Annotated in this window: 27 protein-coding genes; 13 read left to right on the top strand and 14 right to left on the bottom strand. The window is 67.5% G+C overall.

Going from position 1 to position 23974, the window contains the following annotated elements; genetic code table 11:
- Window positions 1-185: 185 nt before the first annotated feature.
- The 5 genes from DB31_RS01030 to DB31_RS01010 form a co-directional block, all read right to left on the bottom strand.
- Window positions 186-1262: a ferrichrome ABC transporter substrate-binding protein gene (locus DB31_RS01030; protein WP_240486462.1), complete on the bottom strand. Its 1077-nt coding sequence runs from the start codon at window positions 1260-1262 to the stop codon at window positions 186-188.
- 80 nt (window positions 1263-1342) lie between these two features.
- A complete protein-coding gene (locus tag DB31_RS01025; RefSeq protein ID WP_044180782.1) occupies window positions 1343-2128 on the bottom strand; it encodes an ABC transporter ATP-binding protein in 786 nt (261 codons plus the stop codon).
- Between the two features lie 99 nt (window positions 2129-2227).
- A complete protein-coding gene (locus tag DB31_RS01020; RefSeq protein WP_044180780.1) occupies window positions 2228-2962 on the bottom strand; it encodes a DUF2652 domain-containing protein in 735 nt (244 codons plus the stop codon).
- Between the two features lie 94 nt (window positions 2963-3056).
- Complete coding sequence (locus DB31_RS01015; RefSeq protein ID WP_044180779.1) at window positions 3057-4592, bottom strand: hypothetical protein; 1536 nt, start codon at window positions 4590-4592, stop codon at window positions 3057-3059.
- A 33-nt stretch (window positions 4593-4625) separates the two neighbouring features.
- The gene (locus DB31_RS01010) at window positions 4626-6200 is read right to left on the bottom strand and encodes a sensor histidine kinase (protein WP_052419616.1); all 1575 of its coding nucleotides are present in this window, start codon (window positions 6198-6200) and stop codon (window positions 4626-4628) included.
- Between the two features lie 114 nt (window positions 6201-6314).
- On the opposite strand from DB31_RS01010, the gene DB31_RS01005 reads away from it, so the two are divergent.
- On the top strand, window positions 6315-7256 hold the full coding sequence (locus DB31_RS01005) for a 1-phosphofructokinase family hexose kinase (RefSeq protein ID WP_044180777.1): 942 nt from the start codon (window positions 6315-6317) through the stop codon (window positions 7254-7256).
- A 15-nt stretch (window positions 7257-7271) separates the two neighbouring features.
- Here DB31_RS01005 and DB31_RS01000 read toward each other — a convergent pair whose 3' ends face one another.
- Window positions 7272-8534, bottom strand: coding sequence for an SGNH/GDSL hydrolase family protein (locus tag DB31_RS01000; RefSeq protein ID WP_240486461.1), 1263 nt, complete (start codon window positions 8532-8534; stop codon window positions 7272-7274).
- Between the two features lie 148 nt (window positions 8535-8682).
- Here DB31_RS01000 and DB31_RS00995 point away from each other — a divergent pair, with 148 nt between their 5' ends.
- Entirely contained in the window at window positions 8683-9321 is a 639-nt protein-coding gene (locus tag DB31_RS00995) for a DUF2378 family protein (protein ID WP_044180772.1), read from the top strand.
- Between the two features lie 4 nt (window positions 9322-9325).
- On the opposite strand, the gene DB31_RS48485 is transcribed toward DB31_RS00995, so the two are convergent.
- Window positions 9326-10027 carry a hypothetical protein gene (locus DB31_RS48485; protein WP_044180771.1) on the bottom strand — a complete coding sequence of 234 codons (702 nt, stop codon included), beginning with the start codon at window positions 10025-10027 and terminating at the stop codon, window positions 9326-9328.
- A gap of 110 nt (window positions 10028-10137) precedes the next feature.
- Between DB31_RS48485 and DB31_RS00985 the strand changes: the two genes are divergently transcribed.
- Window positions 10138-10482: a hypothetical protein gene (locus DB31_RS00985; protein WP_157231716.1), complete on the top strand. Its 345-nt coding sequence runs from the start codon at window positions 10138-10140 to the stop codon at window positions 10480-10482.
- 54 nt (window positions 10483-10536) lie between these two features.
- The gene (locus DB31_RS00980) at window positions 10537-11199 is read left to right on the top strand and encodes a glutathione S-transferase family protein (protein ID WP_044180768.1); all 663 of its coding nucleotides are present in this window, start codon (window positions 10537-10539) and stop codon (window positions 11197-11199) included.
- Window positions 11200-11210: 11 nt separating this feature from the next.
- On the opposite strand, the gene DB31_RS00975 is transcribed toward DB31_RS00980, so the two are convergent.
- Both DB31_RS00975 and DB31_RS00970 read right to left on the bottom strand, forming a co-directional pair.
- Window positions 11211-11909 (bottom strand): hypothetical protein, encoded by a 699-nt coding sequence (locus tag DB31_RS00975; protein WP_157231714.1) that lies wholly within the window; start codon window positions 11907-11909, stop codon window positions 11211-11213.
- 276 nt (window positions 11910-12185) lie between these two features.
- Window positions 12186-12917 carry a substrate binding domain-containing protein gene (locus tag DB31_RS00970; protein WP_276203604.1) on the bottom strand — a complete coding sequence of 244 codons (732 nt, stop codon included), beginning with the start codon at window positions 12915-12917 and terminating at the stop codon, window positions 12186-12188.
- A gap of 357 nt (window positions 12918-13274) precedes the next feature.
- Between DB31_RS00970 and DB31_RS50180 the strand changes: the two genes are divergently transcribed.
- Window positions 13275-13484 (top strand): hypothetical protein, encoded by a 210-nt coding sequence (locus DB31_RS50180; protein ID WP_044180763.1) that lies wholly within the window; start codon window positions 13275-13277, stop codon window positions 13482-13484.
- A 29-nt stretch (window positions 13485-13513) separates the two neighbouring features.
- On the opposite strand, the gene DB31_RS00960 is transcribed toward DB31_RS50180, so the two are convergent.
- The gene (locus DB31_RS00960; protein ID WP_157231710.1) at window positions 13514-13870 is read right to left on the bottom strand and encodes a hypothetical protein; all 357 of its coding nucleotides are present in this window, start codon (window positions 13868-13870) and stop codon (window positions 13514-13516) included.
- Here DB31_RS00960 and DB31_RS48480 point away from each other — a divergent pair.
- From DB31_RS48480 to DB31_RS00945, 4 genes are all read left to right on the top strand, one after another.
- Window positions 13869-14030, top strand: a complete 162-nt coding sequence (locus tag DB31_RS48480) for a hypothetical protein (RefSeq protein WP_157231708.1) — start codon at window positions 13869-13871, stop codon at window positions 14028-14030. The genes DB31_RS00960 and DB31_RS48480 overlap by 2 nt on opposite strands.
- An 8-nt stretch (window positions 14031-14038) precedes the next feature.
- Window positions 14039-14875 carry a class I SAM-dependent methyltransferase gene (locus DB31_RS00955; protein WP_044180758.1) on the top strand — a complete coding sequence of 279 codons (837 nt, stop codon included), beginning with the start codon at window positions 14039-14041 and terminating at the stop codon, window positions 14873-14875.
- Between the two features lie 131 nt (window positions 14876-15006).
- The gene (locus DB31_RS00950; RefSeq protein WP_052419614.1) at window positions 15007-16968 is read left to right on the top strand and encodes an N-acetylmuramoyl-L-alanine amidase; all 1962 of its coding nucleotides are present in this window, start codon (window positions 15007-15009) and stop codon (window positions 16966-16968) included.
- 358 nt (window positions 16969-17326) lie between these two features.
- The gene (locus DB31_RS00945; RefSeq protein ID WP_044180755.1) at window positions 17327-17752 is read left to right on the top strand and encodes a VOC family protein; all 426 of its coding nucleotides are present in this window, start codon (window positions 17327-17329) and stop codon (window positions 17750-17752) included.
- Window positions 17753-17772: 20 nt separating this feature from the next.
- On the opposite strand, the gene DB31_RS00940 is transcribed toward DB31_RS00945, so the two are convergent.
- Complete coding sequence (locus DB31_RS00940; RefSeq protein ID WP_044180753.1) at window positions 17773-18678, bottom strand: LysR family transcriptional regulator; 906 nt, start codon at window positions 18676-18678, stop codon at window positions 17773-17775.
- 123 nt (window positions 18679-18801) lie between these two features.
- Here DB31_RS00940 and DB31_RS00935 point away from each other — a divergent pair, with 123 nt between their 5' ends.
- On the top strand, window positions 18802-19638 hold the full coding sequence (locus DB31_RS00935; protein WP_044180751.1) for an oxidoreductase: 837 nt from the start codon (window positions 18802-18804) through the stop codon (window positions 19636-19638).
- A 9-nt stretch (window positions 19639-19647) separates the two neighbouring features.
- On the opposite strand, the gene DB31_RS00930 is transcribed toward DB31_RS00935, so the two are convergent.
- On the bottom strand, window positions 19648-20682 hold the full coding sequence (locus tag DB31_RS00930; protein WP_044180747.1) for a peptidoglycan-binding domain-containing protein: 1035 nt from the start codon (window positions 20680-20682) through the stop codon (window positions 19648-19650).
- 246 nt (window positions 20683-20928) lie between these two features.
- Here DB31_RS00930 and DB31_RS50175 point away from each other — a divergent pair, with 246 nt between their 5' ends.
- From DB31_RS50175 to DB31_RS50170, 3 genes are all read left to right on the top strand, one after another.
- Window positions 20929-21294, top strand: coding sequence for a hypothetical protein (locus DB31_RS50175; protein ID WP_240486460.1), 366 nt, complete (start codon window positions 20929-20931; stop codon window positions 21292-21294).
- A gap of 76 nt (window positions 21295-21370) precedes the next feature.
- Entirely contained in the window at window positions 21371-21496 is a 126-nt protein-coding gene (locus DB31_RS51135; protein ID WP_276203598.1) for a hypothetical protein, read from the top strand.
- The gene (locus DB31_RS50170) at window positions 21486-22178 is read left to right on the top strand and encodes a double-CXXCG motif protein (RefSeq protein WP_044180739.1); all 693 of its coding nucleotides are present in this window, start codon (window positions 21486-21488) and stop codon (window positions 22176-22178) included. Before DB31_RS51135 ends, DB31_RS50170 begins: the two co-directional genes overlap by 11 nt.
- A 43-nt stretch (window positions 22179-22221) precedes the next feature.
- On the opposite strand, the gene DB31_RS00915 is transcribed toward DB31_RS50170, so the two are convergent.
- Together DB31_RS00915 and DB31_RS00910 are read right to left on the bottom strand one after the other, a co-directional pair.
- Complete coding sequence (locus DB31_RS00915) at window positions 22222-23298, bottom strand: sensor histidine kinase (protein WP_044180736.1); 1077 nt, start codon at window positions 23296-23298, stop codon at window positions 22222-22224.
- Complete coding sequence (locus DB31_RS00910; RefSeq protein WP_044180732.1) at window positions 23295-23969, bottom strand: response regulator transcription factor; 675 nt, start codon at window positions 23967-23969, stop codon at window positions 23295-23297. The genes DB31_RS00915 and DB31_RS00910 overlap by 4 nt, the downstream gene beginning before the upstream one ends.
- Between the last annotated feature and the right edge of the window lie 5 nt (window positions 23970-23974).

Genomic DNA, 23974 nt, shown 5'->3' with positions numbered 1-23974 from the left:
CAAGGCGCGGTCCAACTCTTCGTCACGCCCTGCAGATGCGGGAGTCGCAGCGCGGACTGCGGGGACTGCATTTCGAAGTGCGGGAGCCGCAGCACGAACTGCGGAATTTGCAGCAGCGGCGCGAGAGCGCCACGAGAGGCCGTGTTCGGAAGGGAAGCAGCTGCGTTCGATCCGGAAGCAGCGGCTCAGTAGATGCCGATCAGGTGGATCTGCACCCGGGGGTTGCCGAGGTACTCCTCCAGCCGCCAGCGGGTCCGGAGGCCGCTGTCGTGGATACCGACCCCGGCGTCCGGCGGGGCGCTCACGGTGGCGAACGCATGGCGCAGCCGGGAGACGGCCCAGGAGTCGAAGGTCGGGTCGCCTGAGCTCATCAGCAACTTGAGGCCGCGGAGCTTGCCGTCGGGTTCCTGCCAGACCTCGACCACGGCAGCGAGCGCGAGCACGGGAGCGGTGACGTCCACCATGTACATGTTGGTGGCGCGGCCTGCCTCGGCCGCTGCCTGGATCCGGTTCTGCTGCTCGAGGCGGTGATCCCGCTGCTCGGGTGCGACCACGGGGCTGCCCGTCTTGCCGAAGCGCTGGATGGCATCGATCTGGTCGCGCACCATCCGCTTGGCGAGCACGTCCACATCGGGCGACGGCGGGTCCACCAGCTGCTCCGCGAAGGAGCGCTGCAGCTGCCGGAAATAAGGAGGGGTCACCCCACGATTCGCCCGCGCTGTCGCGAGCGTGTCCTCGGCCATGCCTTGAATCCGGGCCCGGGCCTCCTCCGCCTGATACTCCGCCAGTACCTGCGGATCCGGAACCTCTTCTGGCCGGTTCTGGAGGGTCCGGCCTCGCGAGGGCGGCTCCTCCACCACGGGCACGCCGCCCGGCAGGTGCTGCGGGAGGAGCGTCAGCCGGGGCGGGGCTCGGGGCGCGTCCGTTGCCAAGGAAGGAGCTTGCTCGGCAGGGGGCGGCGCCTCGGGCTTCTGCGCCACCTGTTCAGGGGCGCTGCTGCTCGCGGGAGAGTCTGGCTCCTTCTGGATGGGAGCCACGGGGGCTGGCTGCCGCGAGCGAGGCACCTTGCGAGCGGGCGGGGCACTTGCCTGGGCGGGCGGCTGCGCCTGGGGTGCGTAGACGATCTCCAACTCCAAGGGCTGCGGAGCTGGCACTCGCGGCTCATTCTCGGTGGACCAGACCCGCGACAGCACCAGCAGGGCCACGGCGTGCAGGAGCACCGAGGCCAACAGCGGGAGAGGGAGCCGGGATCGTCTCAACACAGCGTGAGCTTGCCTCGGCTGAGCATCCAAATCCAGGCAGTCACTCGGGGAGCCAGGCGATCCACTCCCGGGACTGTGTCTCAGCGGGCACGCTGAGCTTGGCGCTGCAGCCAGGTGTGGAGGAACGCCTTCACCGCCGGGTGCTCCGAGCGGCGGAATTGATCGGGCGGGCCCATTTCCACCACGCGGCCCTCATGCATGAGGGCGAGGACGTCGCCCACGCGGAACGCGGAGGCCACGTCCGGCGTGATGACGAGCGAGGTGGCGCCCAGCTGCTGCTTGCCGGTGAAGATGACCTCGTTGACGGAGGCGGTGGTGAGCGGGTCCAGGCCGGCCGTCGGGTCGTCATAGAGGAGGAGCTTCGGCTGGAGGATGGCGGCCCGCGCGAAGCCCACGCGCTTCTGCATGCCGCCCGACAGCTCGCCCGGAAACTTCTGGGACGCGTGCGACAGGCTCACCACGGCCAGCGCCTTGTTCACGGCCTCGCGGATCTCGTCCTCCGACATCCGGGTGCGCTCCCGCAGCGGGAAGGCCACGTTGTCGTAGACGGTGAGCGAGTCGAAGAGGGCATTGGCCTGGAACAGGATGCCCAGCTTGCGGCGCAGCGCATCCATTCCCGCCTCACCCAGTTTCGACAGGTCCTCGCCGTCCACGCGCACCGAGCCGCGGTCGGGTTGCAGCAGGCCCACCAGGTGCTTCATCAGCACCGTCTTGCCCGAGCCCGACACGCCCATCAGCACACAGGTGGTGCCCTCGGTCACCTCGAGGTTCACGCCCCGCAGCACGGGGTGATCGCCGAAGGACTTGTGGAGGTCTTGCACCTCAATCATCAGCTTGCGGGCCGGCTGACCGCTCGTATCGCTCATCGCGGCCGCAGCATGACACGTCATACGCTCGGGTCCACCACGAGCAGCCCAGGTTCGAGCCCGTGGGAGGGGTGAGTTCGCTGGTGGCCGCTTCTGGGGTCACGTCTTCGCGGCGTCCGCCCCGTCGACGATCTCCACATTGCGGAAGTCCTGACAGGGCTCCTTGAACCCGAGCAGGTACGGCAGCGAGCGCAGCTCCAGCGTCACCTTGTTCCACAGCTTGCGCGGCAGGCTGGGAGCCAGAGACACCGGCGGGGAGGCGGCGAAGTCATCCATCTCGAAGTAGTGCGTCGCCGTGCGGCCGATGCCCTCGAAGTCATGCTCGAGGGCTCGGCTGCGCTGGCGCAGCTCTGGCTCGAGCTGTTCGATCACGGAGTCGGTCATCAAGACGTACTCGCGGACGGGGACGTCATTCTTCAGCATCCGGTGCACGAGGATGACGTCGACGCCCGCCAGCTCGGTGAGGTGCTTCACCCTCTGGAAGGCGATCTCTCCCGCGTGGGTGACGAACTTGAGCGTCAACCCTTGGACCTGCAGGCAGCCGTCACAGTTGCACATCCGGTCCAGCTCGAGCCGCTGCTTCCGCAAGAGGAAGGCGCGGCGGATGTTCGACACCTTGCGGGGGATGGCCTTGAAGTCCTCGCCCACGAGATAGAAGAAGGCGGCGTCTCCCTCGATCTTGGCGAGCTTGAGGCCGCTGGCAGCGTCGATGACCGCTTCGAGCAGCTGGGCGATGGTGTCCTGCGCGTGCGCCAGGCTGAAGCGGTGCTGTTTCATGAAGCGGGTGTAGCCGCCGATATCCGCGATCAGCAGCAGCGCTTTCTCGATGGCCATGGGGCCCAGGTTACTCCACCGAGCAGGACCTACCTAGCAACCTCCCGTCCTCAGAGGAGGAGCGCGCGGGAGCCACGCAGGCGCATGCGTTCCCTCAAGGCGTGGTGAGCACGCTGGTGAGCGCCTCCGCCAGCGAGGTGTCTACCAGGGAGTCCGCCCGGAACGGCGTCTGCGTGAGATCCCGTCCTGGCGTCCGGATCGCGGCGATCCGCACCGCGTAGGCCTGCTGCGGCTGCAGCACGTCGGGAGGAACACGCAGCTGCCGCTGTGCCGTGAGGAAGGTGGCCACGGTCTCCGTGCGCGCCACATCGGGCGACGACGGCGAGGCGTAGACCCGGAAGATGCGCAGCTCGTAGAGGTCCGCCGTCCCGAGCGCAGGAGGCCCCCAGGTGAACACGGGCGTGAGCGAGGTGAGCGCGCGCTCTTCCTGCGCATGGGCCCCATCCACCTGGAGCTGGGTGGGCGGCGACAGGCGGGCCTGCACGGGCCCCGAGGTGAACGCACTCAGCTCAGCCTGCTCCTTCAGCGACACCCCCAGCGTGCCCGAGGGCCCTTGCGGCGGCACCCGCACCGGAACCTGGTAGCGGTGGACCACGCTCGCCACCGTTCCCCATGAGGAGGGGTAGGGGTTGATGTACTCGAGCGAGAGCGTCACGTCCTGGCTGGACGCTGGGATGTTTCCAGAGATCAGCTCTCCGGCGTAGCCCACCACGCCCTCCGACAGCCCCCCCGCCGCCGGGGACACGATGAGGCTGTGGCGCACCGAGGTCTCGGGCAGGGACACGGCTTGTGGGTGCACCGCCGCCCGGTGCGCCTCGAAGCTCGAGCGCCGCCAGTCCACGGTGAGCTGCCGCGCGGGGAACTCGCTGAAGGTTCCGCTCACCGGGGCGCTCGGGTCACCCGGGCGGAAGGTCACGTCGGTCAGCGTCAGGGCCCGCGCCGCCGCGAAGTAGTTGAAGTCCCCCGACGACCGCCGGAGCTTCTGCAGCATGTAGAGGCGGTCCCCGAGCGCGCTGTCGATGACCTCCTGACGCCCGAAGGCCGAGCGGTACTCCGCCCCCTGGCCGGTGAGCGAGGTGCCGCCCGGCGTCGGCGTGGAGCTCAGGCGGATCACCCCCGCGGCGCCCGCATTGGGGACCACGAGGTCGAAGTCCTGGTAGGGGTCCATGGGCGCCAGGCCCTCCACGCTCAAGGTGAGGGGAATGGCTTCAGGCACGGTGACGACACCCGCGCGGCCCAGGAGGTACTCATCCAGGTTGAGCTGGCGGTGCTCGGTGAGGATGTACCAGTCCGTGCCCCGCTTCAGGAAGTAGGGCCCCAAGGGGACATCGTTGAACTGGATAACCTCGTCCTGCCGGGGGACGGACGGTTGCGTCTCGACGCTCTCTCCCCTGGGGATGAGCACCGCCAGCGTGCTGCGCACCCCCGTGGCGTCCTGCACCACCTCGTCCCCCGTGTCCTTGCGGCGGTGGATGAGGCGCTGTCCGTAGACGGCGTCCGGGTCCTCTTCCCCTGGATCCGGGATGGGAATGGGCTCAGGCTCGGGTTTGCAGGCGAGCGGCAGCAGGCTCAGCGGGACGAGCAGGGCGGCAAGGTGGAGGGGCCTGGGGCGATAGGGAGAGCGGAGCATGACCGGGCGGATCGTAGCCCACCCGGCTCCGGCTCAGGGCTTCCGAGGCAGCAGGACGGTGAAGGTGGTGCCCTCATCCACCACGGAGCGGACGCTCACCCGCCCCCCATGCGCCATCACCAGGTGCCGGACGATGAAGAGCCCCAGGCCGATGCTCCGCCCCAACTGGCCCGTATGCGTGGAGGTGCCGCGCTCCATCGGCTCGAAGATTCGCGACAGCACCTCGGGAGCGATGGGCGCCCCCAGGTTGTGCACCTCCAGCACCACCGCATCCACCTCGCCCCGCGTCGCCACCCGGATGGGTGTCTCCGGAGCGCTGTACTGGAGCGCGTTCCCCGCCAGGTTGGTGATGACCTGGGCCAGCCGGTCCGGATCCCACTCGCCCGTCCCATTCCCGGAGTGCTCCACCTGAAGGGTCCGTTCCACGTGGGTGGCCTGCATCTCCTCCATCACCGTGTTCACCACCTCGTGCAGGTTCGTCTCCCGCCGGTTCAGCGGAATCCCCCCGCCCTGGCGAGCCCGGGTGAAGTCCAGCAGATCCCGGATCAGCCGCGTGGCGCGCTCCGTGGAGGTGAGGACGCGGACGACGTTGCGCCGCTGCCGCTCCTGGAGCTCCTCGCTCTTCAGGATCGCCGTGGCCGCCAGGAGGATGGCGTTCAAGGGGTTGCGCAGATCGTGGCTGACCATGCCGATGAGCTGGCGCTCGAAGTCGGCGCGCTCCTGGGCCTCCGCCTCCATCCGCTTGCGCTCGGTGACGTCCTGGAGCGCCCCCACCACCTGGATGGCATGTCCTTCCGCGTCCCGGACGATCTGGCAGCGGTTCACCACGTGGACCCAGGTGCCGTTCGCGTGCTGCAGGCGGTACTCCCCTAGCCAGTCCTGGGCCGTGCCCGTGATGCCCTCTTGGATCGTCGTCATCATCCGCTCCCGCTCCTCGGGATGGATCCGCTCCCACCACCATTCGATGTGGCTGCCGACTTCCTCGGCCTTGTAGCCGAAGTAGGTGCGGAAGCTGGGGCTGTGGAGCACCTCTCCCGTGGAGGGGTTCCACTCCCAGATGACGTCCCGCGTCGCCTGGGCGGCGAGCTGGTACCGCAGCTCGCTCCGGCGCGCTCGCTCCTCGGCGGCTTGGACTTCGGAGAGCGTCCCCTCCGCGCGCAGGCGCCGGGCCCGCTCGTCCGCGATGGCCCGCTTGCGCTGCAACTCCCAGCGTGAGAGCGCGTGTACTCGGGCCAGCAGCTCCGATGCGCGGAACGGCTTGAGCACGTAGTCATTGGCGCCCGCCAGCAGTCCCTCCTCCACGTCCTCCGGGCGAGCGTTCCCGGTGATGAGGAGGATGGGGAGCATCGCCGTCGTCGGGTTGCCCCGCAGGTAGCGGCACACCTCGATGCCGGACATGCCGGGCATGTACCAGTCCAAGACGATCACATCCGGCAACTCTCGCTGGTGGAGCGCCTCGATGAGCGCCTCGCCGTTCGAGAACACCTCTACCCGGTTGGCGCTGGCCAGCTCCCGGCGGATGGCCTCGACCTCCAAGGGACTGTCGTCCACGACCCAGACGACGGGTGGCAGGTTCAGGGAGGGGCCAGAGGGAGTGAAGAGAGACACTTGGGTCCTCGTGTAGTCGTCTCACACACGCGCGTCAACGAGCCGTGAGGTCAGGGTGGAACGCCGGGCCGCATCCGGGTACACCCTTGCCTGCCCAGGGAGGGAGCCTCTGCCATGAAGCCCATTGTCACACTGACCATCAACCCGACGATCGATCTGGCAACCACCGTGGAGGAAGTAACGCCCGAGCACAAGCTTCGCTGTGAGCCCGAGCGCCGGGATCCCGGTGGAGGCGGGCTCAACGTGGCGCGGGTCATCCAGGAGCTGGGCGGTGCGTCGCTCGCCATCTATCCGAGAGGAGGGCCGACCGGCGCACTGCTGGAGCACCTATTGGAGCAGAAGGGGCTGCGGCGCTGGGGCATCAACATTTCGGGCCACACCCGGGAGAACTTCACGGTGGCGGAGAAGAAGAGCGATCGCGAGTTCCGCTTCGTCATGCCCGGGCCCACCCTCACCCAGGCAGAGTGGCAGGAGTGCCTGCAGACGCTGTCCACCGTGGCGGCGGACGCCGAGTACATCGTCGCCAGCGGCAGCCTGGCCCCCGGCGTCCCCGTGGATTTCTACGCCCGCGTGGCCCAGGTGGCGCGCAAGCAGAACGCACGGCTGGTGCTGGACACCTCGGGCGAGCCGTTGCGCGCCGCATTGGAGGAGGGCGTCTTCTTCGCCAAGCCCAACCGCAAGGAGTTCCGGGACATGATGGGCACCCGGGTGGATGACCCCGCCGCCATGGCCGAGGCCGCCCGGAACTTCCTGGAGAAGGGGCGCGCCGAGCTGCTCGTCGTGTCCATGGGAGCCGATGGCGCCCTGCTGACGACGCGCACGGGTCAGTACCGGGCCACGCCCCCGCCGGTGGAGACGCACAGCTCGGTGGGCGCGGGGGACAGCTTCGTGGGGGGGATGACGTTCGGCCTCTCGCGCGGCCTGCCCGTGGAGGAGGCGTTCCGGTGGGGCATCGCCTCTGGTACCGCGGCGCTCCTGAGCTCGGGCACGGATCTGTGCGCGCGGGAGCATGTGGAGCGGCTGTTCTCCCAGGTCCAGCCCGTGCGCCTGGCCTGACCTTTCGCCCTGGAGTCAGGGGCCCGCAGGCGGCGCGGCGGGGGCTGGCTCAGGCGAGACGGCCTGTGGCTCCCGAGGCGCCGCCGGAAGCTCTGGCCGCTGGAGCTTCCACGTCCCCACGTATCGGTCGTGGGTCCGCGGGTCTTCGTAGCGGGCCAGCCCCACCAGTCCCTCGGGGGTGAGCACTGCCTCGTGCTCCACCTTGCCGCGACCTTTGCTCAGCAGCGGTGTGGAGAAGCGCACCCGGGTGGGCTCCATTGCGAGCGCCTCGAGCGGGAAGGGCCCCTCCGCCTTTCCGTTGGCGAAGACGATGCGCACGGTGCCTCCCAGCTGCGCGCCCGCCTGTTTCAGCAGGAGGTGGAGCGTGGCCGGGGACTGGCCGGCCTCCTGGGAATAGAAGCGCATCTCACCTTGCCACGAGCCCAGCAGCACCGGCAGCTCCAGGGGCAGTCCCTCCGGGAGCGTGGGCAGGGTGGGGCTCGGGGGCTGCACCTCCACGTAGCCGCCGCTCTGGCGCAGCTCTTCATAGGTCTCCCAGGCAATGCGCTGGAGCGGCTCGGCCTGCTCGGGCGTGAGCGAGACGAGCGTCACTGTCTTCGCGGGGTTGAGCACGCCCTCGGGCATCGGGTGACCGGTGAGGGTGGAGGCCAGCCCCACCGGCGAGCGCCCCGTCAGGGTGGTGTAGAGCGTGGAGGCCGTGAGGTAGCTGCCCATCGGCGAGGGGTGGCTGCCGTCCTGGTGGTACAGCACGGCCGAGGGGTCCTCCTGCCGCGCCCGGGCCCAGGCCTGTCCGGCGGGGATGATGGGGGCTTCCAGCTCTCGGGCCACGGACATGTAGGCCTGCGTGAGGCGGGCCTGGGACTCCGGGGTGTCTCGCCGGGCCCAGGTGAGCAGGAAGAGCGGCTGGGCGCCCACCTTGCGAGCCTCCTCGGCGAAGCGCCGCGCATACGGGTGGAAGGCCAGTTCCGGGTCGTTCACCTCGTGGCGGCCCTCGATGAGCAGCAGGCCCAGCGTGCTCTGTTCTTGGAGCACCACATAGTCCCAGTGGCCTTGCCGCAGTGCGGCGAGCGCATCTCCGCGATCCCAGTGCTGCTGGAGCCGGACGCCCGGCTGGGTGACGGCGCGCGTCTTGATGCGCCGGGGCGGGGTAGCCGAGGCGGCCAGGCCCTCCAGCAAAGCGGGGAGGTTGTTGTTGTAGGTGTAGCTGTTGCCGATGAAGAGGACGTGGAGCGGGCGCTCCGGGGCGGGAGTCTCCGCGAATGCGAGCGGCGCCCACACGAGCCCCCACGCCCAGAGCGTCACCAGGGGGAGGAGGGGGAAGGGGAGGCCTTGGGTTGGGCGCATCGGCGGGGAGGAAGAAACTGACGGGGAGGGATTCTGCAGCATTTGCCTTGCCCCGCCCAGGCATGCCTAGTTTTGGCTCAGCATGAGTGGTCCTACCGCGACGCCCCCACCCCTGAGCACCATCCAGGACCCCCGGAAGCAACTCGAGCAGCGGCTGGCGCTGGCCGGACCGCAAGACACCTGCCGTGGCATTTTCTTCAACGGCGTGTTGGACGCGGTGAGAGCGCTGGCGGGAGCGGAGATCGAGGCGCGCTGCCGCGAGGCCGCGGGCCAGCGGAGGTTCATCGACTTCTTCAGCTACCCGGTGTCGGGCTTCATCAAGATGTCGCTGACCGTGGTGGAGCTGCTGACCCCTCGGCTTGGGGGGAGCTGGCAGGTGCTGCGGTGGATGGGCGAGCAGTCCACCGAGAGCTTCGTGAACACGGTGGCCGGCAAGACGGCGCTCGCGCTGGCGGGCACCAACGTGAAGAAGCTCATCAGCCACCTGCCCACCAGCTACAAGGCCTCGCTGAGCTATGGCGAGCGGACGGTGACGTGGACAGGCGAGCGCAGCGGGGTGTTCATCTTCAAGCGCGACTTCATGCCGCCCGCGTACCACGAGGGCGTCATCGCCAAGGCGGTGGAGAAGGCCACCGCGCGCAACGTCCAGGTGCGCGGCCGAGACACCAGCGCGCTGGACACCGAGTACGTGCTGACGTGGGACGAGGGCCCGGGGCTCTGAGTGCTCAGAGCACCTTTTCGATCTCTCGGAGCAGGTCGTCCTTGGACATCCAGGTGGTTACGGGCACGGCCGTCACCAACACGAGTGTCTGCCCTTCGCGGCTGACCTGCGAGGACGCGCCGACAAAGAGGCGCACCTTGCGGATCTGATTCCGCAGGGCCTCCAGGCCGAGCAGCTCGCGCGTCAGCTCCTCCAGCACTCCGAACGCCCGTGTGCCGAGCGTGTTCAGGGCGCTCAGGGCCTCGGGCTCCGGGGGGAGCGAGTCCCAGACCACCTCGAGCTCCAGCGGAGTGCCCAGGGCGGCGGCCAGGGCGGCCTGACGCTCGGCGAGCTTCCGCTTCAGCTCGAGCTTCGTGGGAGGCGGTGGCGCGTCCGGGGGCGGCTTGAAGAGGGCAGGGAACTCGTGAACGGTGATGGCGTCCACGGACTCCAGCCGGACGAAGGTGGCGTCTGGTGCCGAGCGCCGGTCTCCGCTCAGGGGATGGAGGACCACGGTCTTGCTTCCGCGGTGCTCCGAGCGCAGCTCCAGGAGGACTCCCTGGACCTCGCGGCCGCTGCGCAGGTGGAGCGTCACCGTGGGCTGCCGGACGGATTCTCCCTTCTCGCGGAGCTTGTCGAACTCGGCCAGCCGCGAGAGCAGCTCTTCCAGATTGTGGGCCTCCAGGCCCTTCAGCGACTTCACGAGGGGGTCATCGGCAAAGGCCATGAGGGGCTCCTGGGGGCGTCCGCATCCAATACCACAGGACGGTTGGGGGGGACGGTATGATGCGGCCCAGGTCCTACCTTTGAGGTAGGATGGTCTTCACCCGATGTCCCGTGAAGACGCTCCCCAGGCTCAGCGCGAGCTGCTCCCATATCGCGGCGGCGGCGCTTTTCTATATCCGCGAGAGCCAGAAGCTAGACGACTACCGCGAGTTCTTCCGTTCGTTTTACACCTCGGCCGTTGATGATGTCGCTGTCTCTCGAACGTTCGAGACGAGGGAAGAGGCAGACGCGTGGCTTGCTCATGGTGATGCCAAGGAGAACGAGCGCGTCAAAATCGCTGGCCAAGGCTTCCAGGTCATTCCAGCGCGAAAGGGAGGCGGATGGAGGTTTCTCCGGAGCCCCTTGCCGGAAGAATTGATGAAGGAGCATGAGTGCTGCCCCCCGTCCGCACACTAGGACGTGTCCGCAAGCTCCTCGACAGCGGGCGGGCACGGCCTCAACAATGCTGCAATGCTTACGCTCTACGGCTTCGGCCGCGTCAACTCGAAGGTAGTGGGACTCACGCGCGATTTGCGCGCCCTGTGGACGCTCGAGGAGCTGGGCGTGCCCTACCGGGTGCACGGCCTGGATCATCCGGCGGGGGAACTCAGCAGCGAGGAGTACCGGCGGCTGAACCCCTTCACTCAGGTGCCGGTGCTCGAGGACGACGGCTTCGTGCTCACCGAGACGGGCGCGATCCTGCTGTACCTGGCGGAGAAGACGGGCAGATTGATGCCCGCGGATCTGCAGGGCCGCGCCCAGGTGACGCGCTGGTGCTTCGCCGCGCTCAACACCCTGGAGCCCCCGCTGTTCCAGATCGTGATGATCGATCTGCTCGGCGCCGCCGATCCCACTGGTGCGCAGAGGCGTCCCGAGCTGGTGAAGTATGCCGAGCGCGTGCTGACAGCGCTCGAGGACTGGCTTCGGGAGCGACCGTATCTCACCGGCGAGGCGTTCACCGTGGCGGACATTCTGATGACGACGGTGCTGCGCGAGGTGCGCAATGCGGGCGTGCTCGACGGCTTCCCCCGGGTCTCCGCCTACCGCGAGCGCTGTGAGGCCCGGCCCGCCTGGCGGCGGACGCTGGAGGCCTATGAGCAGCGCCTTGGGGCCCCGGCGGGCAGCGCGCGCTAGCCGCGTCTAAATTAGAAGCGGCCTCCCACGCTGACCATCCCGCCACCGGGCATGGGAGCGACTCCCGAGAGGAGGCTCACGGGAGTCCCCTCTGAAGCGGCGCTGCCCGAGGAATGCCCTGCCACAGCCTTGCTGCCTTGATAGCCCACCAGGGCTCCGAGGGCGGCTCCTGCCAGTGGAAGGAGGAAGCGATAGGGCTTGTCCTCCAAACGAAATGGCGTGGGGTAATAGAAAGAATCGTTGATCAGCAGCATCCCTGCGATGCCTGCAGCACTCCCGAGGGTCGCTCCACCCAGAATCAGCGACACCTGGGTCCCATTCAGCCCGAAGCTTGGGGCGGCGGAATCTGCCTCCACTCGACTGAGCTGGTAGCCCACCAGCGCACCCACGAGGGCTCCAGCGGGCGGAATGAAGAACCGCACTGGCGCATCTACGATGGGGTCCATCAGGCGGCCGGTGGACAGCAGCACCCCCAGCCCCAGAGCAGACCCCAGGGTGGCTCCACCGAGCGTCGCCGGCCAGCGGGCGTGACCTCCCTGGGCAGCCCCCATCAGCATCATCCCACCGCTCGCCCCCAGCGCCACTCCAAGCGCCCCGCCCACGGCGGCCCCGTATCGCCAGTAGGTGACGCCATCGCAATGCTCGTCACACGGTTCCTTGCTCAATGCTCCGACGAAGGCCCCGGTCAGGCTCAGGGGGAACACGAGCACGGCTTCCCCCATGAGCCCTGCGGCCAACAGGCTCCACGCAGAAGGCCCGGAAGCTCCTTCGGGCACTCTCTGCGCCCCGGGCATCGCCACGGGAGCTGGCTGGAGAGGGAATTCGCTCTGGCCGGCCATGGGCGGCTCCGCGGCCAGGACGCGGACGGGAAACCACAACGCGAACCCCACGGCCAAACACCACCCACGAAGAGCTGAGCGCATGGACGCCTTGGAATACACGTTCCCGAGCCTGTCAAGGACCGGCCATCCATGAGTGCGTATCCTCTAACGCCCGGCTCTGGCGGCCTTGCGTCCCCGGCCACCGACGGCTCGGGTTGCGTCGAACAGGCCGGCCAGGTCCTGGCGCTTGAACTCGCGTACGACGTAATCCACGAACACGCGAGTCTTCGCGGGCAACTGCCGGTGCCCTGGGTAGTAGAGCGAGATCGGACCGGCATCGGCGTACCAGTCCGGCAGGAGCCGCACCAGCGTTCCCTCGCGCAGGTGGGGCAGCGCACTGAGCGTCGAGACGAGGGTGATGCCCAGGCCCATCAGGGCGCAGTGACAGAGGGAGCCGGGGTCATTGAGGATCATGCGTGGCTGCATCTCGACGGCGACCTGCTCTCCGGCGCGGTTGCGCAGCGTCCTGGAATGGAGGCGTCCCGTCAGCGGAGAGCGCAGCAGGATGCCCTCGAGGCGCTGGAGGTCGGCGGGCTCCTGAGGGGGAGTGATTCGCGCCAGATAGGAGGGCGAGGCCACGGCAATGATGTGCACCCGGGCGAGCTCGCGCGCGGCGAGTCCCGAGGCAAGGTCGAAGCCGCCGCCAATCGCGGCGTCGAAGCCTCCCTGGATGAGATCCACCGGCTGGTTGTTGAAGTCCCAGTCCGGGACGATGCCGGGATAGCGGGCGAGGAAGTCGTGGAGCAGAGGCAGGAGGTAGCCGCTGCCGAGGACGGGCGCCATGCTGACCTTCAGCACTCCGGCCGGTTTCTCGGCGGCGTGTGAAGCGTTGGCGATGGCGGCTTGGAGGGTGTCGAGACTGCCATGGACCTCACGCAGGAAGCTGAAAGTGATGCTGGAGAAGGCCCTCTACTGCGAGGAGCGTCGGGCATCCATCATCGTCTCCAACAGCCCGCGGGCGCGGACCGCGGTGTCCGTGCCCTTTCCTGCTGTCCTTGGAGAACACCAGGAGCCCTCCCCGCAACCCGATGACCGGCCTGGATGCGCTGCTGACGCCGGACAACTGCGTGCTGATCCTGATCGACCACCAGCCGTTCCAGTTTGCCGGCCTGCGCAGCCACGACACACAGAGCATCATCAACAACGTGGTGGCGCTCGGTCTACATCGTCACCGACTCGTCGGGAGGAGTGTCGGTGGAAGCGCACGAGGTGGCGATTCAGCGGATGGTGCATGTGGGGGCGGTGCCGCTGACGACGGGGGTTTTCGCCTCGGAACTGCAGCGCGACTGGGCGCGGACGGTGACGGTGGAAGGGCTGGCCGAGCTGGTCATCGACCACATGGGCTCGGTGGGCACCAGCTACGCGTGGGAGCAGCAACTGCTCAACACGCCCCCGCCAAAGTGAGGCCACTACGGTCAACGCAGACGGAGTCCCTACTTGTCAGCGTCGAGGACCACCGAGACAAGGCAGGCCTTGTCGTTGCGCGAGAAGCCCAGACGGAGGCTGCCCCAGGGCTGGGAGTAGTTCAGATAGATAGGGGAGTCCGGGGGCTGGTGAGGCGTGGGAAAGGAGAGCGCAGGGGAAGGCCCAAAGGAGTGCCGTGCTTCCTCCTGGGTCACGCACGTGGATGGGGCGATCTCGAACAGAAGCAAGCCATCCTTGCGGTGGGACCGGGAGGTCGGCATGCGCAGTTCGACGTTCTGGAGGGGCGCTTGCGCCGTGTCCCTCGCCCGGTAGACCGTGAAGTATTCATTGGAGACAGAGACCTCGGGCTTGAGAGAGGTCGCCATGAGCCGGTTCACCTCTTCGAGCACGAAGGGGCGGCTTGCAGCCAAAGTGGAAATCAGCGCTAGGATCTTCGATGAGGTCATCATGACGATGAACCTGTACTCCGTGCTGGCCCTTACCGCCAAGGCCACCAACGCGGGCCAGAAGAAGGCCAAACGCTGACGGTTCCCATGCCCTCCTCCGCCGAGTCGTACCTGCTCGACTACCACCAGCGCCTCGTGGGAGTGACCGCCCGCTGCTTCGCGCGCACGCCCGTGCTCCGGGACGGGCGGACGTTTCCCTCGACGTACGCGCTGTTGGAAGCGGCGGTGCCCCGCGAGGCCCGGCCGCTGACCGTGCTGGATGTGGCGTGCGGAGATGGCTACCTGCTGGAGCTGCTCGCGGCACGCCAACAGCCGGGACTGTCGCTGGTGGGGCTGGACATGAGCGCGCATGAGCTCGATGCGGCGCGCGTCCGGCTGAGGGGAGCGGCGACGCTGCATCAGGGACGGGCGCAGGAACTGCCGCTCGCGGACGGCAGCGTGGACGTGGTGCTGAGCCACCTGGCGCTCATGTTGATGGATGACGTGGAGCGCGTCCTCGCGGAGCTGCGACGCGTGTTGAGGCCCGGCGGCACGGTGTCCTTCGTCGTCAATGGGGACATGGTGCGCGGCGATGCCATGGAGGTGTTCGTGGGGCTGCTGCGTCCGCTGCTGGCATCGGAGGCCGTGCCCCCGGCGCCCCTGGGGGATGCGCGCGTCCGCACCGTGGAGGGGCTCCAGGCGCTGCTGGGCGGCGCGGGGTTCGAGGACCTTCGGACGCATCCGCTCGCGATCCAGGGCGACGGTGAGCCGCGCGCCGTCTGGGATGCGCTGCGCATGACGTATGACGTGGACCGGCTGTCTCCGGCGGCGCTGGCGTCCCTGGAGGCTTCGTTCCTCCGGGCCGTGGAGCCGCTGCGCCGCGCGGGCGGGAGCATTCCCCTGCGGTGGGGCATGCGTCAGGTGACGGCGACCACGCCCACTTGATGTGAAGCGTCAGTGCTCGGGCGCTGCGGTGCCCGAGTCGCACGAATTGCCAGTGATTCCTGTTTTTCGTAGAAAGTGGACGCGGGCCGATAGCGCAAGAGCCGTCGCGTGCCGTCTCAAAGGAATCTGGCGTGAACACGAATCGAGTCGAACCGAGTGGTGCTCAGCGGTGGTCCCTCGCGGGGGTATGGGCGGGCGTTGCGCTCTCCCTGCTCTCGCTTCCAGCGCTCGGGGCCGAGGGCTTCGCTCCCGAGGCCGGTCCCACGTCGCTCCAAACGGCCTTCTCCGCCGCCTCCCGCGAGTTCGGTGTGCCCGAGAGCCTGCTGCTCTCCGTCTCGTACAACGTGTCGCGCTGGGAGCACCACGCCGGAGCGCCCAGCACGTCAGGTGGGTACGGACCGATGCACCTGACGCACGTGGACGGCCCCCAACCTGGCTCGCTCAAGGGGGATGACGTCGATCGGTACAGCATGGTCGACGAGAACGATCCGGGCTTCCACACCCTGGACACCGCGGCGCAGCTGCTGGGCGTGGAGCCCGAGGTGCTCAAGCGCGATCCCGCGCAGAACATCCGCGGCGGCGCTGCTCTCTTGACCCAGTACGCGCGCTACACCTTGGGCCGGGTGCCTGGGAACACGGCGGACTGGTACGGCGCCGTCGTCCTGTACAGCGGCTCCTCGGATCAATCCACGGCGCTCGGGTTCGCGGACGCGGTGTACGACACCGTCCGGCAGGGAGCCGTGCGCACCACGTCCGACGGGCAGCAGGTGACGCTCAGGTCCGACAGCATCACCCCCAACCCCCTCACCGCTGCCACGCTGGCGCTGCGCGTCACCTCGAACCCCTCCACCGAGTGCCCCTTGTGGGCCTCCTGCGAGTTCATCCCCGCCGCGTACGCGCAGAACTCCTCCAGCCCCTCGAACTACGGCAACTATGACCTGGCGAAGCGCCCGGAGGGTGGGGTCGACATTCGCTACATCGTCATCCACGACACCGAGGGCAGCTACGCCTCCACGCTCTCGGTCTTCCAGAGCCCCACGTACAAGGCCAGTGCCCACTATGTGGTGCGCGCCTCGGACGGGCATGTCGCGCAGATGATCCCCAACGCGCACGTCGCCTGGCATGCCGGCAACTGGTACGTCAACGCGCACTCGGTGGGTATCGAGCATGAGGGCGTCGCTATCGAAGGAGCCGCTTGGTACAGCGAGCAGCTGTACATCTCCTCGGCTCGGCTGACACGCTACCTGGCGCTGCGGTTCAACGTGCCGCTCGATCGCGAGCACATCGTCGGCCACGACAACGTGCCGGGCACGTCGACCACCAACCAGGCCTCGCAGCACTGGGATCCGGGCCCCTTCTGGGACTGGGACCACTACATGGAGCTGGTCGGCGCGGAGCTGGAGCAGCGCGAGCCCCTGAACCCCGGCATCGTGAAGATCGCCCCGGACTTTCAGACCAACACCCCGGCGATGACGTACTGCTACTCCTCGACCGACTGCCGGGCGGTGCCCACCCAGTCGGCCAACTTCGTGTACCTGTACACGGCGCCCAGCACGAGCGCGTCGCTGATCACCAATCCCTTCATCACGGACACTCCCTCGCGGGCGAGCAACTGGGCCAACAAGGCGGCGGCCGGCCAGCAGTACGCCCTGGCCGGCCACCAGGGCGACTGGGACGCAATCTGGTTCAGCGGCCAGAAGGCCTGGTTCTACAGCCCGGGCCACGTCAACACGCGCAGAGGGTTCGGCATGCTCGTGACGCCCAAGGCGGGCAAGACGTCCATCCCGCTCTACGGCCGGGCGTACCCGGAGGCGGGGGCGTACCCGGCGGGCATCACTCCCCAGGCGCTCATCCCGCTCACTCCGTACAGCATCCCCGCCGGCCAGCGCTACGTGGCGATCGGGCCGCTCAAGGGCGACTACTACTACTCGCCCACCTACGCGCCCCAGGTCGAGGGCTCCAACAAGCGGGATGTCCCCGGGCAGCTCCTCTACTACCAGGTCAACTTCAACCACCGCTTCGCCTACGTGCTGGCGAGTGACGTGGATGTCGTCCCCCCGGCCGTGGACGGCAGCGGCTTCCCGGAGGAGTAGGGGACCGGCTCGACGAACGTTCCGTCCGTCCGAACGTGTGTGAGGCGCATAGGAAGGATGGAAGAGCTGAGGTGCTCGAGAATCGATCGCTCGTGACAAGCGCTCCAGCGCCAACTCCCCGCGTGCTCCGTAGCGGCATAGCCGCTCCAGACCCTGCCTGTCGTTGGCGAGCCCCTTGGGCCCCGAAGGTGGCGCGGCCATGCTGGGTGGCCAAGCTGGGTGGCCAAGCGGAAGCAGCCGCTGCAGACTTCTGACGGCGTCAGAAGTGGACGCGAGCCGGTTCCCCTCAAGGGTCAATTTCGTTCAAGACGGCGGCGCGTCGGTCCTCGCATGATGAGCGGCATCAAGCGAGGAGTGTATGGCTGAATCCAAACAAGGACCCGTGCGCGCTCAACCGCTGATCGCGGTGAGAGACGTGAAGGCCAGCAGCACCTGGTACAAGGCCCTGCTGGGAGTGGAGTCCTCCGGGGACCCAGATCATCCGCACCGGCTCTTCTATGACCGGCTGATGAGCGGGGACACGCTGATCCTCCAGCTCCATAGCTGGGAGGACGAGGATCACCCCAACCTCAAGGGGAGGGACAAAGCACCTGTTGGACATGGCGTCCTGTTGTGGTTCGAGGTGGACGACTTCGATGCGGCCGTGGAGCGGGCGCGGAAGCTGCGAGCGACGGTGGTCGAGGAGCCGCACGTGAACCCGGCGCCCCAGCACCGGGAGATGTGGCTCCGGGATCCAGACGGGTACTACGTGGTCCTGGCCAGCCGCGACGGGGAGGCGGGGTAGCCACACGGAGGCACTGCCGCTCAACTGTCTCCCGATGATGCCGAGGCCTTCACGAAATCAACGAAGGCTCGCAGCGCCGTCGGGATCTGACGGCGACTGGGGTAGTAGAGGAAGAAGCCGGGATAAGAGGGGCACCAGTCCTCGAGAGCCCTCACCAGGTGGCCCTGTGCGAGCAGCGTGCTCACCTGCGCCTCGAAGACATACGCCAGGCCGACCCCCGCCAGCGCAGCATCCACCATGAGCCCCTGCTCACTGAGGGTCAGGGGACCATCGACTTCGATCACCACCTCTTCGCTGTCCCGCTCGAACTCCCAGCGGTAGAGGACTCCGCTGAGAAAGCGGAAGCGGATGCAGGGCAGCTCGCGCAGTTCATGCGGCGTCCTGGGCATGGCATGGCGCGAGAAGTATTCCGGCGCCCCGACGACGGCGGACCTCTGCCGCGGGCCAATCGGAACCGCGAGCATGTCCGCAGCGATGCTCTCGCCGAAGCGCACTCCGGCATCGAACCCCTCCGAGACGATGTCGCTCAGGGCGTCGTCCACTCTCATCTCGACTCGCACGTCCGGATAAGCCCGGAGAAATCGCGTGACGACGGGCATGAGCGCCAGCTGCGACGACTGCCGGGACGCGTTGATGCGCAACGTCCCCATCGGCTGGCCTCGGAAGACGTTCAGATCCTCGAGCGCATCGCTGATGTCTCGAAAGGCCGGGCGGATGCGCGCGAAGAGGCGCTCGCCCGCCTCCGTCAGGGCGACGCTGCGGGTGGTGCGATTCACCAGTCGCACCCCGAGGCGCTCCTCGATGCTCTGCAGCGAGTGGCTCAGGGCGGAGGGCGATACCCCCAGTTCCACCGCCGCCTTGCGGAAGCTGCGGTGGGTCGCGATGGCGAGGAAGGGGGAGAGGGCAGCGGGATCGATTCGCTTCATTGCTGAGATGAACTCATCAGCTCATTGAGGATTCAAGAGATTCACTCACCAGATGCCTCCCGCTACCTTTCCTTTGCCAGCCGACGAACCCGTCCGGCGGCCTTCTGGAAAGGAAGTCTCATCATGCGTACCTGGTTCATTACTGGAGCTTCTCGTGGTTTTGGCGCCCTCATTACTGCCGAGGTCCTCGCTGCGGGCGACGCCGTGGTGGCCACGGCCCGCGATCCGCAGGGCCTCCAGGCGAAGTTCGGAGACCACCCGCGGCTGCTCGCCGTCCGGCTCGATGTCACCCGCGAGGAGCAGATCCAGGCGGCCGTCGAGGCAGCCATCCAGCGCTTCGGCCGCATCGACATCCTGGTCAACAACGCGGGCTACGGCCTGCTCAGCGCCGTGGAGGAGGCCAGCGCGAAGGAGGTCGAGAGCGTGTTCTCCACCAACGTGTTCGGACTGCTGGCTGTCACCCGCGCGGTGCTCCCGCACATGCGCCGCCAGCGCTCGGGGCACGTGATCAACGTCTCCTCGGTGGGAGGCTACGGCGCTTACGCCGGCTGGGGCGTCTACTGCGCCACCAAGTTCGCGGTGGAGGGCCTCACGGAAGCCCTGGCCGTCGAGCTGGCCCCCCTGGGTATCAAGGCGACCGTCGTGGAGCCCGGTTTCTTCCGCACGGACTTCCTGGACGGGCAGTCGCTCTCGGTGGCCCAGCCGATCGCCGACTACGCCGCCACGTCCGGAGTCACGCGAACGGTGGCAGGGGAGCTGAACCACGCGCAGCCTGGCAATCCGGCCAAGCTGGCCAAGGCCTTCCTGGCGCTGGCGGATGCCGCCAACCCGCCCCTGAGGCTGCCCCTGGGCAGTGACACGCTGGCGCGCATCGAGGCCAAAAACCGGCAGGTCGCTGAGGAGGTCGCCGCATGGCGTGCGCTCGCGGTCTCGACCGACGGGTTCGATGCGAAGGCCTGAGAAGCGGGTTCAGCGCTTGCCCTTCGGGCGGCTCACGGAGAAGGTGACGATGTTGTGATCCGAGCCGCCGGTCGGGCCGGCCTTGATGTTCGAGACCCGGCACCCGTGGGACATCTCCCAGTCGATGCTGGCGTTGCCATGGGTCTTCGCGCCGCCGTGGGTGGTCATGCCGGCCTGCTGGGCGATCCAGTTCGGCGACCACTTCCCCCGGGTCGACGCCGGCTCGTTCCAGTCGCCGCCGATGAGCAGGGCCTGATCAGGGTTGTTCTTGATCTGCCGCTTCGCGAAGGCGAGCAGCTTCTCGGAGAGCGACGCGTAGGTCTTCACCCGGTTCTCCGGCCCGACGGGGTGCCCGTTCTTCCAGTCGACCGAGGGCGGCTGGTGGGCCGAGACCACCTTCAGCCAGCCTGCGAGCTGGACGGCAACGGCCGCCCGCGGCGGGGCGTGGCCGCCGCGCACGGTGGTCCAACCGCCGCCCTCGCCCTGGATGGACGCGGCGTGCTTGGCGAGAAGGCTGTCCTTGACGAGGATGCCCGACTCGCCGTGGTCCTTGGCCTTGGGGAAGGTCACCAGGTGGTAGCCGGGGATCTTCTCCAGGGCCTTGTGGTAGCCGTTGATCTCCTGGACCTGGACGAAGTCGAGCTTGTTCTTCTTGGCGAAGTCGCCCAGCCACTTCTGCACCTGCTGGGGGTTGCGGTCGCGCTCGACGTTGTAGGTCGCGCCCTTGAGCGTCGATGGGGTCTTGCCCTTGCCGCCGGCGGTGGTGGCAGCGCTGGTATTGGCGGTGGGGGTGTTGGCGGTGGGGGCGGCGTCGGTGTGCTTCAGCGAGCGAGCCATCCGCTCGCCGACGACCCCCTGCGGCTGCCCGGTCCAGCCGTGGTCGCGCTTGTAATTGACCACCGCCTTGGCGGTGCCGGCGTCGAAGCGGTCGTCGGCGGCACCCTTCTTGAGGTAGCCGAGCGACTCCAAGCGCTCTTCGACCTTCTGAACGCGGCTGCCGGTGGAGCCGACGTGGAGGAGGGGGCGGTGGGACTGGGTTCTCATATTCCAATTCTCGCCAGCCGAGAGCGGGAGTTGCTTCGGTTCGCGGCGGCGCGTTCGGGCTTGCTGCGCCGCGTCAGAGCGGCTCAGCTCAGGGGCGAGCAGGGGACTGTCCTGCTTGGCGAGGATCCCCTGCACCGCTCCCAGCGCGAAAGTCCGGCGCAGCAGCCCAGCCCCATCCAGTCGCGGCGTGCGCTCCTTCGTCGCTTCCGCATTCGCCGCTGCCGTGGGTTGTCTACGATGCGGTCCATGCTGCCTCTCCTGCTTCTCCTCTTCGTCTCACAGGTTCCCGCGGTTCCTGGTGAAGGAACGCTGGTGTCCTTTTGTAAGCAGGGAAGGGTGACGGCGTGTCAGGAACTGCTGAAGACCAATCCCGAGAAGTACGCCGAGGTTCAGGCCGAGATCGCGAAGGCAGCGCTGAGACTGGAGACCTTGAAAGCTGCGGATGAGGAGGCCCAGGAGAAAGAGGACACCGACGCGGACGAATCTTCCGAAGTCCAAGCCGCCGAATCGCCGGGGGAGCCCCCGAATTGCGATGGCCAGAATCACCACATCATTTCCCGGCCTATCGCCAAGGGCACTGGCAAGGCACAAGACGCTCCGCGGGCTATATGAGCCTCGGGATGAGCGCTTCAAGGCCCGGGCAAAAGACAAGGAGTCGCACTGCGGCTACCAGCAATGGCACCGCGATGTGGACGATGAAGTTGTCCGGTGGCTGGAAGAGAACGTTGCTGCAACGCCGGAACAGTTCATGAGGAAGCTGCGCGATATCTACAGCCGCAAAGAGATGCTGGAGAGGTTTCCCCATGGCTTCTGAGGCACCTCTGCCGCCTCGCTTCTTCTCCCTGCACGATGACCTGTACGGGACCCATGACACCCAGTTCAGTGACGTCGAACCGGTCAATCTTGGAGAGGCGCCCCTCTGCCCAAAGTGCGGCGGCGTCATCGGCATGATGACATGGCTGCCACCATACCGTGTCGAACTGGAACTGTATGGCTCCGCCTTGGGCGACTTCGTGAAGGGCCCGGGTTACCAGGTCCTCATCTCCGAGCGCATGGCCGAGGCCGTTCGTGCGGAGGGGTTGACTGGCCTGCTCGGCTTCGACCCTATAGAGGTGGTCCGTGTACGCAGGAAGCGCAAAGGCCTCAAGCCTGCGGATGTGCCCCGTTACTTCGTGGTCACCCCCTGCTTCGGGCGCGGCGCTGTGGATCTTTCGCGCAGTCTCTTGCGTCGCAACAGGCCTCTCACTTGCCCGGAGTGTCGCAATCCCGGAGTGGACACCATTCATGGCTTTACCCTGGAGCCGGGTACTTGGCAGGGCGAGGATGTCTTCCGTCCACGTGGGCTCCCTGGCCGTATCGTCGTCTCGGAGCGCTTTTTCGAGTGGGTCCAGCGACGCGGGCTGACGAACATGAAGCTGATCCCTACCGAGGAGTACGTCTTCGATCCTGGGCATCTGGGACCACCGGCAGCTACCACCGAAACGCCATGGGAATGACGGATGGCTGTGTCTACGTGAAGACAAGGTGACCCACCGCCTGTCACGGGAGGGTCACCGTAAAGCATGAGCCTCTGCCCAGGCCCTCGCTCCGGACTTCGATTTGCCCACCGTGGAGCTCGACGATCTTCTGGGTGATGGCGAGCCCGAGTCCGCTGCCCGTGGAGGCATCGCTGTGGCTGCGAGACCTGTCCGCCTTGTAGAAGCGATCGAAGACGAAGGGCAGGTCCTCCGCCGAGATTCCAATCCCCGAGTCGGAGAACCGCACGAGCAATCGCCCCTCCGTGCGCCGAAGCTCGATCCGGATCTGCCCGCCCGGTGGAGTGAACTTGACGGCGTTGTGGGCCAGATTGGTCCAGACTTGGTTCAGCATGTCCTCGTCTGCGGACACGACCAGCTCATCGAGCTCGGCGGCGACGTCGAGGCCCTTGGCCATCCACTGGGGCTCGGCCGCGAGGACGACGTGGCGGATCTGGCTGTCCAGCCGGTAGGGCTTCGGCGCGGGAGCGTGGGCCTTGGAGTCCAAGGAGCTCAGCCTCAGCAGGTTCTCGCTCAAGCGCGAGAGCCGCCGGCTCTCGGTCTCGATGGTGGAGAGGTACTGCTGACGAACCTCCTCCGACAGCCCGCCGCCCTTGAGGGCCTGGGCAAACCCCTGGATGGAGGTGAGGGGCGACTGAATCTCGTGGGAGACGTTCGAGATGAACTCCTGGCGCATCTCTTCCATCCGCTTGAGGGACTCGGCCATCTGGTTGAGGTTGGTGGCGAGTTGGTGGAACTTGTTCTCTGGAATGGCCTCACCTGCTTTCTCGACCGGCAAGCTGACGGAGAAGTCCCCGCGGGCAATGCGGCTCAGGGCGTCGCTCAGCATCGCGAGCAGTTCCATCGGCTGCCGCCGGACTGCCTGGCCGATGAAGGACATGAGGAAGCCAAAGAGAAAGAGCGAGACCACCAGGTCGATGAGCCGGCTGACGTAGGAGCTCAGCTGCACGCCGAGCGCCACCAGTGCGAGCTCCTTCAGCCACGACACGAGTGTCCATTCGAGCACCAGCCCCGTCAGGAATGCCAACGTGGTCAGCATGAACTTGAGGCGATATCGACTTCGCACGGTCAGAGGCTTCATGGGGTGGGCTCCAGCCGATAGCCCAGCCCCCGGATGGCGGTGATGCGGTAGCCGAAGCGCTCCTCAGGGAAGCGTTCGCGGAGCCGGTTGATGTGGACGTCCACGGTGCGGTCCGTCCCCTCGAAGTCAGGCCCCCAGATGGCCTGGATCAGCTGCTCCCGGCTGAAGGTCTTGCCCGGCGAGCCGCCCAGCTTGAAGAGCAGCTCGAACTCCTTTGGCGGAATGGTCAGGCTCTCGTCCCCGGCCTGAACTTGATAGCTCTTGCGGCTCAGCAACAGCCTTCCGATCTGGACGGTCTGCGAGGCCTCGATGCGGTAGCGCTTGAGCAGCGCCTTGACTCGGGCGGCGAGCTCCGCCGGCTCGAAGGGTTTCACCAGGTAGTCATCGGCTCCGAGCTCGAAGCCCTTGAGCTTCTGCGAGGTCTCTCCCTTGGCTGTGAGCATGAGGATGGGGAGGTCCCTGCGGCGCTTGAACTCGCGGCAGAAATCCCAGCCGTCCAGGTGCGGCATCATCACGTCGAGGACGATCAGATCGGCTCGGACGGACTCCAGCAGGCGCAGGGCCTCGCGGCCGTCCGGGGCCTCGACCACATCGAAGCCCACGGTGCTCAGGAAGTGCCGCACCAGCTCGCGAATGTGGGGATCGTCATCGACGATCATGATCTTGGCCATGGGTT

The organism is Hyalangium minutum (assembly GCF_000737315.1).
Lineage (GTDB): Bacteria > Myxococcota > Myxococcia > Myxococcales > Myxococcaceae > Hyalangium > Hyalangium minutum.
The sequence above is the reverse complement of the archived record's forward strand: the minus strand, read 5'-3'. Positions and strand labels throughout refer to the sequence as shown.